The sequence below is a fragment of the Phaeobacter piscinae genome (assembly GCF_002407245.1).
GTDB lineage: Bacteria > Pseudomonadota > Alphaproteobacteria > Rhodobacterales > Rhodobacteraceae > Phaeobacter > Phaeobacter piscinae.
On sequence record NZ_CP010681.1, the window covers coordinates 1375149 to 1391093 of the forward strand.

12 protein-coding genes and 1 tRNA gene are annotated in these 15945 nt (G+C 62.0%); 11 read left to right on the forward strand and 2 right to left on the reverse strand.

Annotation, left to right across the window (positions count from 1 at the left end):
- The first annotated feature begins 19 nt into the window (after positions 1 to 19).
- From phaeop14_RS06455 to phaeop14_RS06505, 11 genes are all read left to right on the forward strand, one after another.
- Positions 20 to 1225, forward strand: coding sequence for an SAM-dependent methyltransferase (locus phaeop14_RS06455; RefSeq protein WP_096789067.1), 1206 nt, complete (start codon positions 20 to 22; stop codon positions 1223 to 1225).
- Positions 1226 to 1240: 15 nt separating this feature from the next.
- A complete protein-coding gene (locus tag phaeop14_RS06460) occupies positions 1241 to 1681 on the forward strand; it encodes a TrgA family protein (RefSeq protein WP_040178340.1) in 441 nt (146 codons plus the stop codon).
- Between the two features lie 29 nt (positions 1682 to 1710).
- Positions 1711 to 2835 (forward strand): NUDIX domain-containing protein, encoded by a 1125-nt coding sequence (locus phaeop14_RS06465; RefSeq protein WP_096789068.1) that lies wholly within the window; start codon positions 1711 to 1713, stop codon positions 2833 to 2835.
- Between the two features lie 96 nt (positions 2836 to 2931).
- On the forward strand, positions 2932 to 3966 hold the full coding sequence (locus phaeop14_RS06470) for a cysteine synthase A (RefSeq protein ID WP_096790246.1): 1035 nt from the start codon (positions 2932 to 2934) through the stop codon (positions 3964 to 3966).
- Positions 3963 to 6452 carry a DUF3772 domain-containing protein gene (locus phaeop14_RS06475; RefSeq protein WP_096789069.1) on the forward strand — a complete coding sequence of 830 codons (2490 nt, stop codon included), beginning with the start codon at positions 3963 to 3965 and terminating at the stop codon, positions 6450 to 6452. The genes phaeop14_RS06470 and phaeop14_RS06475 overlap by 4 nt, the downstream gene beginning before the upstream one ends.
- Positions 6449 to 7180 carry an alanyl-tRNA editing protein gene (locus tag phaeop14_RS06480; RefSeq protein ID WP_096789070.1) on the forward strand — a complete coding sequence of 244 codons (732 nt, stop codon included), beginning with the start codon at positions 6449 to 6451 and terminating at the stop codon, positions 7178 to 7180. Before phaeop14_RS06475 ends, phaeop14_RS06480 begins: the two co-directional genes overlap by 4 nt.
- 92 nt (positions 7181 to 7272) lie before the next feature.
- Positions 7273 to 7362 (forward strand) — tRNA-Ser (locus tag phaeop14_RS06485).
- Between the two features lie 195 nt (positions 7363 to 7557).
- Positions 7558 to 8619 (forward strand): LacI family DNA-binding transcriptional regulator, encoded by a 1062-nt coding sequence (locus phaeop14_RS06490; protein ID WP_096789071.1) that lies wholly within the window; start codon positions 7558 to 7560, stop codon positions 8617 to 8619.
- A 2-nt stretch (positions 8620 to 8621) separates the two neighbouring features.
- Positions 8622 to 9926, forward strand: a complete 1305-nt coding sequence (gene xylA, locus phaeop14_RS06495) for a xylose isomerase (RefSeq protein ID WP_096789072.1) — start codon at positions 8622 to 8624, stop codon at positions 9924 to 9926.
- Between the two features lie 39 nt (positions 9927 to 9965).
- Positions 9966 to 11408: a xylulokinase gene (gene xylB / locus phaeop14_RS06500; RefSeq protein WP_096789073.1), complete on the forward strand. Its 1443-nt coding sequence runs from the start codon at positions 9966 to 9968 to the stop codon at positions 11406 to 11408.
- 524 nt (positions 11409 to 11932) lie between these two features.
- Complete coding sequence (locus phaeop14_RS06505; RefSeq protein WP_102897071.1) at positions 11933 to 12523, forward strand: Hint domain-containing protein; 591 nt, start codon at positions 11933 to 11935, stop codon at positions 12521 to 12523.
- Positions 12524 to 12534: 11 nt separating this feature from the next.
- On the opposite strand, the gene phaeop14_RS06510 is transcribed toward phaeop14_RS06505, so the two are convergent.
- Positions 12535 to 13161 carry a nucleotidyltransferase family protein gene (locus phaeop14_RS06510; protein WP_096789075.1) on the reverse strand — a complete coding sequence of 209 codons (627 nt, stop codon included), beginning with the start codon at positions 13159 to 13161 and terminating at the stop codon, positions 12535 to 12537.
- A gap of 245 nt (positions 13162 to 13406) precedes the next feature.
- On the reverse strand, positions 13407 to 15824 hold the full coding sequence (locus phaeop14_RS06515; protein WP_096789076.1) for a GcvT family protein: 2418 nt from the start codon (positions 15822 to 15824) through the stop codon (positions 13407 to 13409).
- Between the last annotated feature and the right edge of the window lie 121 nt (positions 15825 to 15945).

The following is a 15945-nucleotide window of genomic DNA, read 5'->3' on the forward strand; positions in this document are numbered from 1 at the left end:
TCGTCTTGGGGAGGACAGAATGGCGCTCACAACGACCGACGGACAGGCCAATCTGCCGCGCTACTTCGCAGCGATTTTTGACCAACTGCACGCGCTGGAGGTGGGGCAGCTGGACATTGACCTGCCGGACGGGCGGGTGTTTCGCGTCAGTGGCCAACGGCCCGGCCCGGTGGCCGATCTGCGCATCCACAATCCGGACTGCTTTGCCCGGCTGATCCGCGAGGGCGATCTGGGGTTTTCCGATGCCTATCTGGACGGCTGGTGGAGCACATCGGATTTGCAAGCCTTCATGGATCTGATCCATCTCGGGTCGGAAACTGTTTACGACGGCTTCCCGGGACGCGGGCTGATCCGCGCCTATGAGCAGTTCCGCTTCTGGCTGCAACGCAATCACCGCGCCCAGGCCAAGGCGAATATCTCCTACCACTATGACCTTGGTAACGCCTTCTACGGGCTGTGGCTGGACGACACGATGACCTATTCCAGTGCCCTGTTCAAAACCGGACAGGAAAGTCTGGAGACCGCGCAAACAGCCAAATACGCCTCCATGGTGGATCAGATGGGGGTGAAGCCCGGCGACCATGTGCTGGAGGTTGGCTGCGGCTGGGGCGGCTTTGCCGAATATGCCGCCCGCGAACGGGGCTTGCGTGTCACTGGCCTCACCATCAGCGAAGAACAGTTGAAATACGCCCGTCAGCGCATTGAAAAGGCTGGACTTTCCGATCAGGTCGAACTCAGGATGCAGGACTACCGCGACTGCGAGGGCACCTTTGACGGTATCGCTTCCATCGAGATGTTTGAGGCGGTGGGCGAAAAATACTGGCCCGCCTATTTCCAGATGATCCACGACCGGTTGCGCCCGGGCGGGCAGGCGACCTTGCAGATCATCACCGTCGCGGACCGGCGCTGGACCGTTTATAAACGCGGCGTCGATTTCATTCAGAAACATATTTTCCCGGGCGGGATGCTGCCCGCGCCAAAGATCCTGCGCCAACAGGTGGAACTTGCCGGGCTGCAGGTCATGAAATCGCTCGAATTCGGTGATAGCTACGATCAGACGTTGCGGCGCTGGCACGCCACATTCAACAACCGCTGGGACGAGATTGCTGCCATGGGATTTGATGATCGCTTCAGGAAAATGTGGAATTTCTACCTCACCTCCTGCGCGGCCGCGTTCAAGGCTGAGACCTGCGATGTCACCCAGATCACGCTTGCCCACCGCTGACCGAAAGCCCCGAATATGCCCACCGCCGCCCGATTGATTGCCGCCCTTAGCATGGCTCTTGTCGCCATCGCCGTCTCCTTCCTGATCATGCCGCTGATGCCAGAGGGCACGGATTTTGGCTATTTCGTGCCCTTCAATGCCGCGCTTGGCGTGCTGATTGGCTGGGTCTGGGTGGGGCGCCATGTGGGGCGCGGGGTGGTCAATGCCATCAATAACGGGCTGACCGGTGCCGCGCTTCTGGTGCTCTGGGGGCTGTTCTTTCAGGGCGCGTGGGAGATGTTCCGCCTCGCCATGCGCAATCGCTACGACGGCCCGTTTGAGGCGCTTTCGGCAATTTTTGTCATCGGATTGGATTTCTTTTTTGTGATGGCGGTGCCACATGTGTTGCTGGCGCTGGTGATTGGCGGCATCTTCTCTGGCCTGGTGACCGAGAACGCCGCAAGACGCTGGCGCTGAAACGACATATTTCCAATAGGATACAGACCGTGGTTGATCTTTTTGTCTATGGCACCCTGCGCCATCTGCCGCTGCTTGAACTGGTGCTGGGGCGGTCCGGTGCCGCGCTGGATGCCGTGTCGGCGCATCTGCCGGACCACGGCGCCTTTGCGGTGGTGGATCAGCCCTTTCCCGCGATTGAGGCCCGCGCCGGACACCGCGCCCCGGGGCTCTTGCTGCAGGGCCTCACGCAGGACGATATCGACGCGCTGAATTTCTACGAAGGCGGGTTCGACTATACGCTGCGCCGCGTCACGGTGGAGCTGGACGCAGGTGGCAGCGCCCCGGCGGATGTCTATTTCCCCGATCCGGGCCTCTGGCAGACCGGCGCGCCCTGGGATCTGGCCGCATGGCAGGCCGACTGGGGCGCCTTGTCCCTGCGCGCCGCAGAGGAGGTCATGGCCTACCGTGGCCGACTGAGCCCGGCTGAGGTTGCAGCCCGTTTTCGCCCGATCCGTATTCGCGCCGCCGCTTGGTTGGCGGCGCAGAACCGGGCCGAGGATCCCGATCACGATCTGGCCCGCGATGTCGTCGTGCATGAGCATAAGCGCGCTTATGTGAATTTCTTCGCCATGGAGGAGATGGACCTGCAATTCCGCCGCTACGATGGCAGCCTCAGCCCGGTGGTGAACCGGGGCGCGGCCTTGGTGGGTCAGGCGGCGGTGGTGCTGCCTTATGATCCGCGCCGCGATGCGGTGCTGCTGATCGAACAGTTTCGCGCGGCCACCTATATCGCAGGCAACCGGCGCCCGTGGATGTGGGAACCGGTGGCTGGGCTTATTGATCCCGGCGAGACGCCCGAACAGGCGGCCCACCGCGAGGCGATGGAGGAGGCCGGCCTGACCATCGACCAGCTGGAAACCGTGACACGGGTCTATCCGTCCAGCGGCGCGTCGGGCGAGTTTTTGCACATCTTTGTAGGCGTTTGCGACTTTGAGAACATCGCAGGCGGCGGCGGGCTGGAGAGCGAGAATGAGGATATCCGCAGCCAGATCATCCCCTATGATGACCTGATGCGCGGTGTTGATGATCACAGCTATCAGGACATGCCACTGGTCACCGCCGCACTCTGGCTGTCACGTCATCGTGACCGGCTGCGCCGCGGCGAACCCTGACAAGGCGGCGGGCAACCGGGCATGTGATCTGCATCTCGGCTTGTGGTTGTCCAATGCCTTGGCTACACCTCAACGGGAATGATCGAAAGGGATACCATGCGCATTGCACATGACTTGGCCGACGCGATCGGCCACACGCCTCTGATCCGCCTGAACCGCGTCAGCGATGAAACCGGATGTGAGATTCTGGGGAAGGCCGAGTTCATGAACCCCGGCCAGTCGGTCAAGGACCGCGCGGCACTTTATATCATCAAGGATGCGATTGCCCGCGGGGATCTGAAACCGGGCGGCACCATCGTCGAAGGCACCGCCGGCAACACCGGGATCGGTCTGGCGCTGGTTGGCGCCTCGATGGGGTTCAAAACGGTGATCGTCATCCCCGAAACCCAGTCCGAAGAGAAAAAGGACATGTTGCGGCTGGCCGGCGCTCAGCTGGTGCAGGTGCCCGCAGCGCCCTATCGCAACCCCAACAACTTTGTGCGGTACTCGGAACGTCTGGCCAAGGAACTGGCCAAGACCGAACCCAATGGCGCAATCTGGGCCAATCAGTTCGACAATGTGGCCAACCGTCAGGCCCATGTTGAGACAACCGCACCGGAGATCTGGGACCAGACCGAGGGCAAGGTTGATGGCTTTGTCTGCGCCGTTGGCTCCGGCGGCACGCTGGCCGGTGTCGCCGATGCGCTGCAGCCCAAGGGCGTGAAGATCGGTCTCGCGGACCCGATGGGCGCCGCGCTTTATTCCTATTACACCACCGGCGAGATCGCGACCGAAGGCGGCTCAATTGCCGAAGGCATCGGTCAGGTCCGCATCACCAAGAACCTCGAAGGGTTCAAACCCGATTTCTGCTACCAGATCGAAGACCGCGACGCGCTGCCGTATGTCTTTGACCTCTTGCATGATGAAGGGCTGGTTCTGGGCGGGTCTTCGGCGATCAATATCGCTGGCGCCGTGCGCATGGCCAAGGACATGGGTCCGGGCAAAACCATTGTTACCGTGCTGTGCGACTATGGCACGCGCTACCAGTCGAAGCTGTTCAATCCCGACTTCCTGCGTGAAAAGGACCTGCCGGTTCCCGATTGGATGACCCACACCCCGGCCTCTATCCCCGGCGTGTTTGAGGACGTATGATCCCCGTCATGCGTGGTATTGTGAAATGTCTGGCCGGGCTGGTTCTGCTGATCAGCCTGGCCTTTCCCGCTCTGGCCCAGCTCGATGCGCGTGCCAAATCCTACTATGAGGACTGGCTGCGCACCGCCAACCGGGCCGAGACCGTCATTGACGCCAGCCGCGCCTCCAATCTTGCACTGGAACAGCTGCGCAGCGAGCTGGCGGATTTTCGGCAGACTTTCCAGGTCAAGCGTGGTGAAAATGGCGAGCGCATTCAAACGCTACAGGGCCAGCTCGATGCCCTAGGTCCCGCTCCCGGCGAGGGGGAGGAAGAGCCCGAAGATATTGCAGATCTGCGTGCCTCGCTGACCCAGCAGCTCAATCAGCTCAAGGTTCCGCGTATCGTCGCCGAGGAAGCTTACAGCCGCGCCGATGGCCTCATCAACGAGATCGACAAGATCGTCCGCGAGCGCCTGACCAAACGTCTGTTTGAACGCGGCACCTCGCCGCTCAACCCCGAACATTGGCCCGGAGCTTTGCGGGATATGCTCCATGCCAGCCGTGGGGTGGGCAATGAAACCCTGTCGCAGCTGCGCAATGACACCACCAGTGAACGCATCAGCGGTGATCTGGTCGGGCTGCTTGCGGTGTTGTTCATCGGTCTGCTTCTGATCACGCGCGGACGTTCATGGGCCCATCGGGCTGGCGATTATCTGCGCCGCTACGGTGCGCGTGGGACCGGGGTTTGGACCTTCGTCGTCTCGCTCCTTCAGGTGCTGCTGCCGCTTATTGGTGTGATTTTTCTGGCAGCGGCGATTGATCTTTCGGGCATCCTTGGCGTGCGCGGCAGTATCATTCTGGATTCCGTTCCAGCCTGGGCGTTCATTATTCTGTCCTTCCATTGGCTGGGTGAGCAGCTCTACGCCAATCAGATTGAAAACGATCTGCTGCCGGTTCAGGAAAACAATCAGGCTGAGACCCGCTTTCTGATCGACATGATGGCGGTGATCCTGGTGCTTCAGGATGCATTCGACACGATTGTGAGAATCCAGAACATCCCCGAAAGCAGCGCCGCCGTCTACGCTTTCCCGCTGATCACCTGCGCCGCACTGATCTTACTGCGGCTACACCGGATCGGAGCCAAACAGCGTCAGGCACAGGATGATGAAGACAGCGAGGAGGGCGCGATTGCCGCGGGCGCCAACCGGATTATCGCTGTGCTGCGGCGCAGCATTTACTTGCTTGGTTTCGCCGGTCCCGTTCTGGCAGCAATTGGCTATCTTAACGCCGCTGAGGCATTGATCTATCCATCAATGCTGACGCTCGCCGTGCTGGCCGGGCTGTTTGTGCTGCACCGCTTTCTCGGTGATCTCTATGGATTTGTCAGCGGCAAGGGCACAGCGGCACGCGACTCACTCTTTGCCGCGCTGATCGGCTTTGCGCTGGCGCTTCTGGCGCTGCCGTTGCTGGCGTTGATCTGGGGCGCGCGGGTGGCGGATCTGACCGAGCTTTGGTCGAACTTCCTCGAAGGTTTTCAGATCGGGGACACCCGGATTTCACCCACGGCGTTCCTCACCTTCGTGACGATTTTTGCCGTTGGCTACGGCCTGACCCGACTGGTGCAGGGCAGCTTGCGCAATGCGCTGCTGCCGAAAACCCGCATTGATATCGGCGGTCAGAACGCCATTGCCTCCGGTATGGGCTATGTCGGGATCTTTCTCGCAGCTCTGGTGGCGATTTCGATGGCGGGGCTTGATCTGTCCTCCCTCGCCATTGTGGCTGGTGCGCTGTCTGTGGGTATCGGTTTTGGCCTGCAAACCATCGTATCGAACTTTGTCTCTGGCATCATCCTGCTGGTCGAACGCCCAGTCTCCAAAGGCGACTGGATCGAGGTCGGTGGCCTGATGGGCTATGTGCGCGACATCTCGGTGCGCTCCACCCGGATTGAAACCTTCGACCGCACTGATGTGATCGTGCCGAACTCGGACCTGATCACCGGCACCGTCACCAACTACACCCGCGGCAATACCGTGGGCCGGGTGATTGTGCCCGTTGGTGTGAGCTACGGCACCGATCCGCGCAAGGTGGAGGCGATTCTGATGGAGGTGGCTAAGGATCACCCGATGGTGCTGATGAATCCGGCGCCCTCGGTGGTGTTCCAGGGCTTTGGCGCCGACAGTCTCAACTTTGAGATCCGCGCCATTCTGCGGGATGTGAACTGGGTCTTGTCGGTGAAATCCGACATGAACTACGACATCGCACGCCGCTTTGAAGAGGCCGAGATTGAGATCCCCTTTGCCCAGCGCGATATCTGGATCCGCAATCCCGATGCGCTTGCCACCGCCGCAACCGAGGCCGCTCAGGGTATCGCGGCCCCTGAGGCGTCGGTAGCAGCCTCAAATCCACCCCCATCCCCGGCCAAGAAACGCCCGGATCGTCCTGATCTTGACGATCTGTCCAGCGGCGACGACGGGGAAGGCAGCGAAGACGGAGACGCCGATCGATGACCGAACAATTGTTCCTGACCGACGCCTATACACAAGAGGCCCCGGCACACGTAACCGAACACACAACAGAAGGCGGGCTGGTTCTGAACCAGTCCGTCTTCTACGCGACTGGGGGCGGGCAACCGGGCGATACCGGCCGCCTCAGCTGGTCCGATGGGGCAGGGGAACATGACCTGCCCATTATCAACACGGTAAAGGGGGAGGCGGGCCGCAGTGTCCTGATCCCCGCCGAGGGGCAGCCTCTGCCAGCTGTCGGCCAGGAGGTGGTGCAGACCCTCGATTGGGACCGCCGCTTTGGCCATATGCGCGTCCACACTGCGCTGCATCTGCTGTCGGTGGTGGTCCCGCTGCCGGTCTCCGGTGGCTCCATCGGCGCCGAGAAGGGCCGGCTTGATTTCAACATGCCGGAGGCGCCTGAGGACAAGCAGGCGCTGGAGGATGCGCTCAACACGCTGATCGCCCGCGATCTGACGGTCAGTGAGCGCTGGATCACTGAGGATGAGCTGGATGCAAACCCCGAATTGGTGAAAACCATGTCGGTGGCGCCGCCTCGTGGCACTGGCCGTATCCGTCTGGTGCGGATTGGCAGCGCTGATGAGCAGATTGACCTGCAACCCTGCGGTGGCACCCATGTGCGCAGCACCGCCGAGATTGGCCCTATCCGCCTTGGAAAGGTTGAAAAAAAGGGAAAACAGAACCGCCGGGTCTACCTGCATCTGGGGGGTTGAGCGGGGCGCGAAAATAAGTTTGGGCAAGAGTGAATTTTTTGCTGTTTTCGCTCTTGCAATTGCCCCCGCGATCCGTCAAAAGTCCGCCCAACGGAGAGGTGGCCGAGTGGTCGAAGGCGCACGCCTGGAAAGTGTGTAGGCGGGAGACCGTCTCCAGGGTTCGAATCCCTGTCTCTCCGCCATAACATCTAGACCAAGATGATTTTATGACAGCCGCCACCGCATGTGGTGGCTTTTTGCGTTTTCACCGTTGATCTGCGATCCGTCATGCCACCCGTCACATCAGGGTGGCCAATACCTGTGTGACAAAATGATAGACGTCTATCAAGAAATGATATACGTCTATCAAAACTCACGAACGCAGAGGCGCCGCAAGGATGGGAAAACCCACATTACATGATGTCGCGGCTGCGGCGGGGGTCAGCTATGCGACGGCGGACCGGGTGCTGAACAATCGGGGTGGCGTGGCCAAAAAATCTCAGGACCGGGTGCGCGCGGCGATTGCCGATCTGGGCTACCAGCGCGACATCACCGCCGCCAATCTGTCGCGCCGCCGTCAGTACCGCTTTGCGGTGTTGCTGCCTGCGGCGCGGGAGGGGTTCTTTGCCGCGCTGCACGCTGATCTGGAGCAGGAGGTGGCCGCTCGCTCTCAGGCCCGCCAGCAGATCACGATAACCCGCGTGCCGCCCTTCGACGCCGCAGCGCTGACCCGCGCGATAGAAGGCTGCGCCGCAGAAGGCTACGATGGTGTCTGCCTCGTCGCGGTTGAGGATCCGGACGTTGAAGCCGCGCTGACCCGGCTGCGGGCGCAGGGAATGGCCGTGGTGACATTGGTTGCCGACAGCGCGCCGCAGACCCGCGATACCTATATTGGCATTGATAACCGCAGGGCCGGGCGCACCGCTGGTGATCTGATGCGACTGGCCCATCGCGGTGGTGCAGCCCCTCAGGGTCAGATCCTACCCATCACCGGCAGTCTCAACGCCCGCGATCACGCCGACCGCTATGCGGGCTTTTGTGATGTGGTGGCCGCAGATCTGCGCATCCTGCCGCCGCTGGAAACTGGCGATGATCCGGAGATCCTTGAACAGGCCTTGCGCCACGCGCTGCGTGCCAACCCCGATATTACCGGCATTTACAATCTGGGGGCGGGTATTCCGGGTCTGATTTCGGCGCTTGCGACGACACAGTCAGGCGACAAGCCGGTGGTGATCAGCCACGAACTCTGCGCGGCCACCCGCGATGCGGTGGCGCAGGGGCTCATTGATGCGGTGATTGATCAGAAACCGGCGCAGGAAATCACTGCCGCCCTGGCCGCGCTTGTCGCCCTCAGTGACGGGCAGCCGGTTGATCCATTGGCGGGGCAAATCACCCCGGCCGTTCATTTCAAACACAACATGCCCCCGCAGTCTGCGGTCGGGCCAGAAGAAGGGGCCTGACCATGGCTGGCTATTTCGACGACATCGCGGCAATCACCTATAACCCGGAAAGCGACGGGCTGGCCTATCGCCACTACAATCCCGATGAAATGATCATGGGCAAGCGGATGGAGGACCACCTGCGCTTTGCCGTTTGCTACTGGCATAATTTTGTGTGGGAGGGGAACGACCCCTTTGGCGGCCAGACGTTTCAGCGCCCGTGGTTCCCCGCCGACACCATGGATCTGGCGCGTATGAAGGCCGATGCCGCCTTTGACATGTTCCGCATCCTTGGCGTGCCGTATTACTGTTTTCATGACCACGATATCCGGCCAGAGGGCGACAGCCTCGCCGAAAGCCACAAACGCCTCAACACCATGGGCGACGTGCTGGAACAGAAGATGGCCGATGGCGGCCCGAAACTTTTATGGGGGACCGCCAATATGTTCTCCAATCGCCGCTATATGTCCGGCGCCAGCACCAACCCGGACCCGGATGTCTTTGCCTATTGCGCTTCCACAGTGCGCGCCTGCATGGATCTGACCCATCGTCTGGGTGGTGAGAACTATGTCCTCTGGGGTGGGCGCGAGGGGTATGAAACCCTGCTCAACACCGATCTCACGCGTGAGCTGGAGCAGATGGGCCGCTTCCTGTCGATGGTGGTGGAGTACAAACACAAGATCGGCTTCAAAGGCGCGATCCTGATCGAACCCAAACCGCAGGAGCCGACCAAGCACCAATATGACTACGACGTTGCCACTGTTTATGGCTTCCTCAAACGCTTTGGGCTTGAGGAGGAGGTGAAGGTCAATATCGAACAGGGCCATGCCATCCTCGCCGGGCACAGCTTTGAACATGAGATCGCCATGGCCAATGCGCTGGGGATCTTTGGCTCCATCGACATGAACCGCAATGACTATCAGTCTGGCTGGGACACCGATCAGTTTCCCAACAATGTGCCGGAGGTGGCGCTGGCCTATTACGAAATCCTGCGCGGTGGCGGGCTGACAACTGGCGGCACCAATTTCGACGCCAAACTGCGCCGTCAGTCACTGGATGCCGAGGATCTGATCGCCGCCCATGTGGGCGCGATGGATGTCTGTGCGCGCGGCTTGCGCGCAGCTGCGGCCATGCTGGAAAGCGACAGTCTCGAGGCCAAGCGCCGGGATCGTTATGCCGGTTGGAACAGCCCCGAGGCGCAGGCCTATCTGGCGGAGGGGGCCACGCTGGACGCCATCGCCGATCAGGCTGAGGCCAAGGCGCTTAATCCGCAGCCGGTTTCTGGCCGTCAGGAACAGCTGGAGGCGCTGGTCAACCGCTTCGTCTGAGGCGACAAGACCACGGCGTAATCGGGAGAGGGGACAGATATGTATCTTGGCATTGATCTAGGCACATCGGGGCTGCGCGCCCTGCTGACGGATGACACGGGCAGGCCCGTTGCCTCGGCAGAGGCGCAGTATGATGTGCAGACCCCCCATCCCGGTTGGTCGGAGCAGGATCCCGGCACCTGGATCACCGCGCTGGATCAGGCGATGGCGCAGTTGCAGGGCAGTCCCGGATACAGCGATATTCGCGGGATTGCGGTCGCAGGTCACATGCATGGTGCGGTGTTGCTGGATAGCGGCGATCAGGTGCTGCGGCCTTGCATCCTGTGGAATGACACCCGTTCGGCGGCGGAGGCGGCGGAACTGGACGAAACAGCTCAGGTCCGTGATCTCAGCGGCAATATCGTCTTCCCCGGTTTCACCGCGCCAAAGCTCCTGTGGGTGCAGCGCCACGAGCCGGAGATCTTTGCCAGAACCGCCAAGGTTCTTCTGCCTGCGGCTTACCTCAACCTGCATCTGACCGGGCGGCATGTCGCGGATATGTCCGACAGTGCCGGCACGTCCTGGCTGGATGTCGGCGCGCGGGACTGGTCCGACCATCTGCTGGAGGCCGGACAGATGCGGCGCGATCAGATGCCGGATCTGGTCGAGGGCTGCGCGGCGGCGGGTCGCTTGCGTCCTGAACTGGCCTCTCGCTGGGGGCTGACCGGGCCTGTTACAATTGCAGGGGGCGCAGGTGACAATGCCGCTGCGGCCTGCGGCACCGGCGTGATGACCGCGGGGCAGGGGTTTGTCTCGCTTGGCACCTCTGGTGTGGTGCTGACGGCGCGCGACGGGTTTCATCCCGATCCGGCCACGGCTGTGCATACCTTCTGCCATGCAATCCCGGAGCGCTGGTATCAGATGGGTGTTATGCTGTCGGCGACCGATTGCCTGAATTGGCTGGGCCGTATCACCGGGCGCAGCCCTGCCGATCTGACGGCAGGCCTTGGCGATCAGCTGCGGCCACCGGGGGAGGTGACATTCATGCCCTATCTCTCAGGTGAGCGGACGCCGCATAACTCGGCCAACCTGCGTGGCGGGTTTGACGGGCTGTCCATCGCCACCACGGCTGAGGATCTGGCGCGCGCAGTGATGGAAGGGGTCTCCTACGGTCTGCGGGACTGTCTGGAGGCGTTGCGCAAGACCGGTGCGCAACTTGACAGTTGCCTGGTGATCGGCGGCGGCAGCAAATCCGCCTATTGGGTCAAGCTGCTGGCCACGATTCTCAACCTGCCGCTGCAATTGCCCAAGGATGGAGAATTTGGCGCGGCCCTAGGCGCGGCCCGGCTGGCGCGACTGGCCGTTACCGGCGAGGACCCGGCCGAGGTGTTGACCGCACCGGAGCGTGCGATGACCGTCCCGCCTGATCCGCAGCTGCGCGACAGCTATGAGGCAGGCTATGCCGCGTTTCGCAAACGCGGGGCTGAGTTGACCTTGCGGTAGCTTCGCGGTGGGTGCGAAACGTGCCGTGGGCCGCGAATCGGAACCTTTGGCGTGGTTCACGACAAGTTGCCTTAAATTTTCCATATTGTTGCGCGTCGCGGGACAACCTCAGGTCCATCCTGACGGGCTGCGCAAACCGTCCGAGGTGATCTGTCGGAACAGCTGGCGCTCAATTGTTCGCATTGACGCAACAACGGGCGGTGGTTTGGAGGCCCGCGTGGCGGATTTGGGCCGGATCAGGGCCAACGCAACCTTCGCGCGGAAACAATCACGCCCGCGCGCGCCTCAGAGAACTGCATGTCCCGCTTGGGGCTGGTCGGCGACGGGATGCTGATTAAGATTTTGTTCTTTTTTGGGCGCAGGGCGCTGCGTAGGATACCTTTAATGCTGCCACAGAATGCGTGGCGCTCTCTTCTACGCCGTGCCGACAGATGCGGTTCGATTTAATGACACCAAAGCAGGCCAATGGCCGGTTGCACGAGGTTTGCGACCGGTGGAGGCAGCTTTGGAACGGAGACTGCAACGTGCCCTGCTTCACGCCCGGAACAACCATTGCAACCCCCTATGGGGCCTGCGCCGTCGAGGATCTGAGCGTCGGCGACCGGGTGATGACCCGCGACAATGGTCTGCAGCCCATTCGCTGGATCGGGCAGCGGCAGCTGGACCGCGCGGCCTTGCAGGGGGCGGCGCATTTGCAGCCGGTTCTGGTTGCGGAGGGGGCGCTTGGCAATGGAATGCCGGAGCGGGATCTGCTGCTCAGCCCCAACCACCGCGTGCTGATCACCAATGACAAGACGGCCTTCTATTTTGAGGGCCGCGAAATTCTGGTCGCGGCGAAACATCTGACCGGATTGTCCGGGGTGGATGCGGTGGAGACGTCGTCTATCGATTACATCCATTTTGTCTGTGCGGGCCATGAGGTGGTTTGTGCGGACGGGGCGTGGATCGAATGCTTTCAGCCGGCCGATCAATCCCAGCGCGGATTGGACCGGGCCCAGCGGGAAGAGGTGCTGATGCTGTTTCCCGAGTTGCAGGCGCAGCCATCCGCCATGGCAACATCGGCGGTTGGATCTCCGCGCGGTGGCAAAGACGGGGTGCAGTGGTTCATCCACTGAGGCGGATCTTGTTATTCTGTCGACGTTGACTTGCGGGCCTGACGCCAGGCGGCCCAGGCCTCTGGCGTGTCCAGATCGGTGAGCGCATGGGACGCGGGCAAGGGGACCGGGCGGATGATCTCCCCCTGATGCTGTGCCGCCTTTAAGATTGCGCGCGCGCCCTGATCGCCGGTCAACTGGCTGAGTGCGGTGAAGTGTCGGCGCGGGAACACCACCGGGTGACCAAATGTCCCGTCGGCACCGGTGGCGCGCAGGATCTGATCCGGAGTGCTGCTGGCCTGCGCCACCACCTGCGCGAGGTCTTTGGCCGTCAGCTCCGGCATATCCGCCGGCAGGATCATCACCGCATCGTAAGCCCGAGAGAGCGCACCAATGCCTGCGCGGATGGAGGCGGCCATGCCCTCTTCTGCGTTTGGCACATAGACAGGTCTGGCCCCTTGGCAGTGGTCGCGGATCACTGCGGCGCGGGGGTGGTCGGGGGTTGGCAGGGTGACATAGGTCGTCGCTGCGCTCTGCGTTGCCGCTGCGCAGATCCGGGCCAGAAGCGGGGTGCCGTCAACCGGCTCCAGCAGCTTGTCGCGCCCCCGCATCCGGGAAGATCTTCCCGCAGCGAGGATGAGAGCGGCGATGGCGGTCATATCTGTCGCCTCCCCGGCGTTTGCTTGGGCTGTTGGATTCCTTCGGCGGGGATATTTTGAGCCAGAAGCGGGGGCGGGTCCAGCAAAAGCGGCGGTAATAGGTCAGAGAGGCTGACGGGATGTTTCGCGTGCGAAACATTGGGGCCGATATATGCCCTAAGTGTTGCGTGCTATCAGCAGCTCAGCGCGCGCGGGGCGCGCAACAGGGGGTGAGGTGGGTCAGCTCATCTGACCCACCTATGGTATTAGCCGCGCATGCGGGCGCCATCGGCGTCAAACAGCGGCGTGGTAATCAGCCGTGCGGCGCGCAGTTTGCCGAGGATTTCGATTTCCACCTCCAGCCCGTCCTGCGCCAGATCGCGGGGGATCAGGGCGAGGGCGATGGATTTCTGCGCGTGATGGGAATAGCCGCCGGAGGTGCAGAAGCCGACCACAGCGCCATCGTGCCAGATGGGTTCATAGGCGGTGACATCGGCGTCCTCGGCCGCCACCTCAAAGGCGCAGAGCTTGCGGGCGGGGCCTGCGTCGCGCTCGGCCTCCGCTGCGGCACGACCGATGAAATCGACATCTTTCTTGAAGGAAATGAAGCGATCCAAGCCGGTTTCCGCAGCGGTGTAATCGGGCGAAAACTCACTGAGCCAGGAGCCGAAGAATTTATCCAGGCGCAGCGACATCATCGCGCGCATGCCAAAGGGTTTCATGCCGTGCGGCTGGCCTGCGGTCCAGAGCGCATCCCAGAGCGCGCGTTGCGAGGGCAGGTCGCAGTAGATTTCATAGCCCAGATCGCCGGTATAGCTGACCCGCTGCACTATGCAGTCGGCCATGCCCACGGTCATGCGGCGCACATCCATGAAACGCAGGTCGGAGATATCCTGACGGGTGCAGGCCTGCAGCACATCACGTGCTTTGGGGCCTGCGATCTGGAAGCCGTTGCGGGTGTCAGAGATGTTTTCAAGGCTGACGCCGTCGTCCAGGTTCTGCAGGAACCAGCGCATGTGGCAGGCCTGCGAGCCGTAAGAGGCGGTGAGCTGGAACTCTTCTTCGCTGAGGCAGGAGATGGTGAAGTCGCCGATCAGCCGGCCCTTGGGGGACAGCATCGGGGTCAGCGACAGGCGGCCCGGCTGTGGCACCCGGCCGGCCATGATGCGGTCGAGCCATTGGCGGGCACCCGCACCCTTGACCAGGTATTTGCCGAAGTTATGGACCTCATTGATGCCGACGGCCTCACGCACCGCCTTAACCTCGCGCGCGGTGGCGTCAAAGGCGTTGGAGCGGCGGAAGGACGGGGTCTCATAGCGCGGCTCGTCGCCTTCCGCGAAGTAGTTCGGGACTTCAAGCCCGTATTGCGCGCCCCAGACCGCGCCCATGCCATCGAAGATGTCGTACATTGGCGTGGTGCGGAACGGGCGGGCGGCGGGCAGCTCCTCGTTCGGGTAGGCGATGGAGAAGCGTTTCTGGTAGTTTTCAATCACCTTAGGTCGCGTGTAGCCCGGCGTGATCCAGTCGCCAAAGCGGGCGGTGTCCATCGCGAATGTGTCGCGCTCGCATTCGCCCTCCACCATCCATTGCGCCAGCATCAACCCGACGCCGCCGCCCTGACTGAAGCCGGCCATGACGGCGCAGGCGGACCAGTAGTTGCGCATCCCCGGCACCGGGCCGACCAGCGGGTTGCCATCGGGGGCAAAAGTGAAGGGGCCATGGATCACCGATTTGACGCCTGCGCGTTCCAGCGCCGGGAAGCGGTTGTAAGCAAAGGCGATGCTGTCTTCGATCTTGTCGAAATCATCGGGGAGAAGTTCATGGCCGAACTCCCACGGCGTGCCATCGACGGCCCAGGGTTTGCAGGGCTGTTCGTAAAAGCCGATGCAAAGGCCGCGGCCCTCTTGCCTGAGGTAGCTTTCACCGGCGGGATCCATCACATGCGGGTGTTCACCACCTGCGTCGATGATCCCGGCGATTTCCGGCACCTCATCGGTGACGATATACTGGTGTTCCATCGGGTGCAGCGGGAAGTAGACGCCCGCCATGGCGCCCACCTCGCGCGCCCAGAGCCCGCCGGCGTTGACGATGTGTTCGGCGTGGATCGTGCCCTTGTCGGTGACCACATCCCAGGTGCCATCGGGGCGCTGGTTGGTCTCCACCACCTTGCAGTGGGTTTCAATGGTGGCGCCACCCATGCGCGCGGCCTTGGCATAGGCGTGGGTGGTGCCGGAGGGGTCGAGGTGCCCGTCGAGCGAGTCGTACAATCCGCCGACAATGCCGTCGATATTGGTCACGGGGGCGATCTTCTTGATTTCCTCGGGGGAGACGATTTCCGTCTCCAGCCCCATGAAGCGGTGTTTGGCGCGCTCCGCCTTCAGCATATCGAACCGTTCCTGGGTTTCAGCCAGGGTGACGCCGCCGACGTGGTGGAGGCCACAGGACATGCCGGTGATCTCTTCCAGCTCTTTGTATAGCTTGATCGTATAGCCCTGTAGCGCGGCCATATTGGTGTCGCCATTGAGGGTATGGAAGCCGCCTGCCGCGTGCCAGGTGGAGCCGGAGGTGAGTTCGGAGCGTTCCAGCAGCATCACATCGGACCAGCCCAGCTTGGTCAGGTGATAGAGCACCGAGCAACCCACAACGCCGCCGCCGATCACTGCTACCCGTGTTGTCGTCTTCATCTTGTCATCCCTCACTGGCTATTTCGCTTCATTCTGGACAGATGTGTTCAGTAGTCCAGTAAAATTGCGACACGCAGGGTCGGGAATGGGCGCTCTGGCGGTGAATTCGCGCTGCGATAGG

Bases quoted from the DNA above. Each gene is read 5' to 3' on its own strand.
- phaeop14_RS06455 (WP_096789067.1), top strand. From the start codon at position 20: ATGGCGCTCACAACGACCGACGGACAGGCCAATCTGCCGCGCTACTTC.
- phaeop14_RS06460 (WP_040178340.1), top strand. From the start codon at position 1,241: ATGCCCACCGCCGCCCGATTGATTGCCGCCCTTAGCATGGCTCTTGTC.
- phaeop14_RS06470 (WP_096790246.1), top strand. From the start codon at position 2,932: ATGCGCATTGCACATGACTTGGCCGACGCGATCGGCCACACGCCTCTG.
- phaeop14_RS06475 (WP_096789069.1), top strand. From the start codon at position 3,963: ATGATCCCCGTCATGCGTGGTATTGTGAAATGTCTGGCCGGGCTGGTT.
- phaeop14_RS06480 (WP_096789070.1), top strand. From the start codon at position 6,449: ATGACCGAACAATTGTTCCTGACCGACGCCTATACACAAGAGGCCCCG.
- phaeop14_RS06490 (WP_096789071.1), top strand. From the start codon at position 7,558: ATGGGAAAACCCACATTACATGATGTCGCGGCTGCGGCGGGGGTCAGC.
- xylA (WP_096789072.1), top strand. From the start codon at position 8,622: ATGGCTGGCTATTTCGACGACATCGCGGCAATCACCTATAACCCGGAA.
- xylB (WP_096789073.1), top strand. From the start codon at position 9,966: ATGTATCTTGGCATTGATCTAGGCACATCGGGGCTGCGCGCCCTGCTG.
- phaeop14_RS06510 (WP_096789075.1), bottom strand. From the start codon at position 13,161: ATGACCGCCATCGCCGCTCTCATCCTCGCTGCGGGAAGATCTTCCCGG.
- phaeop14_RS06515 (WP_096789076.1), bottom strand. From the start codon at position 15,824: ATGAAGACGACAACACGGGTAGCAGTGATCGGCGGCGGCGTTGTGGGT.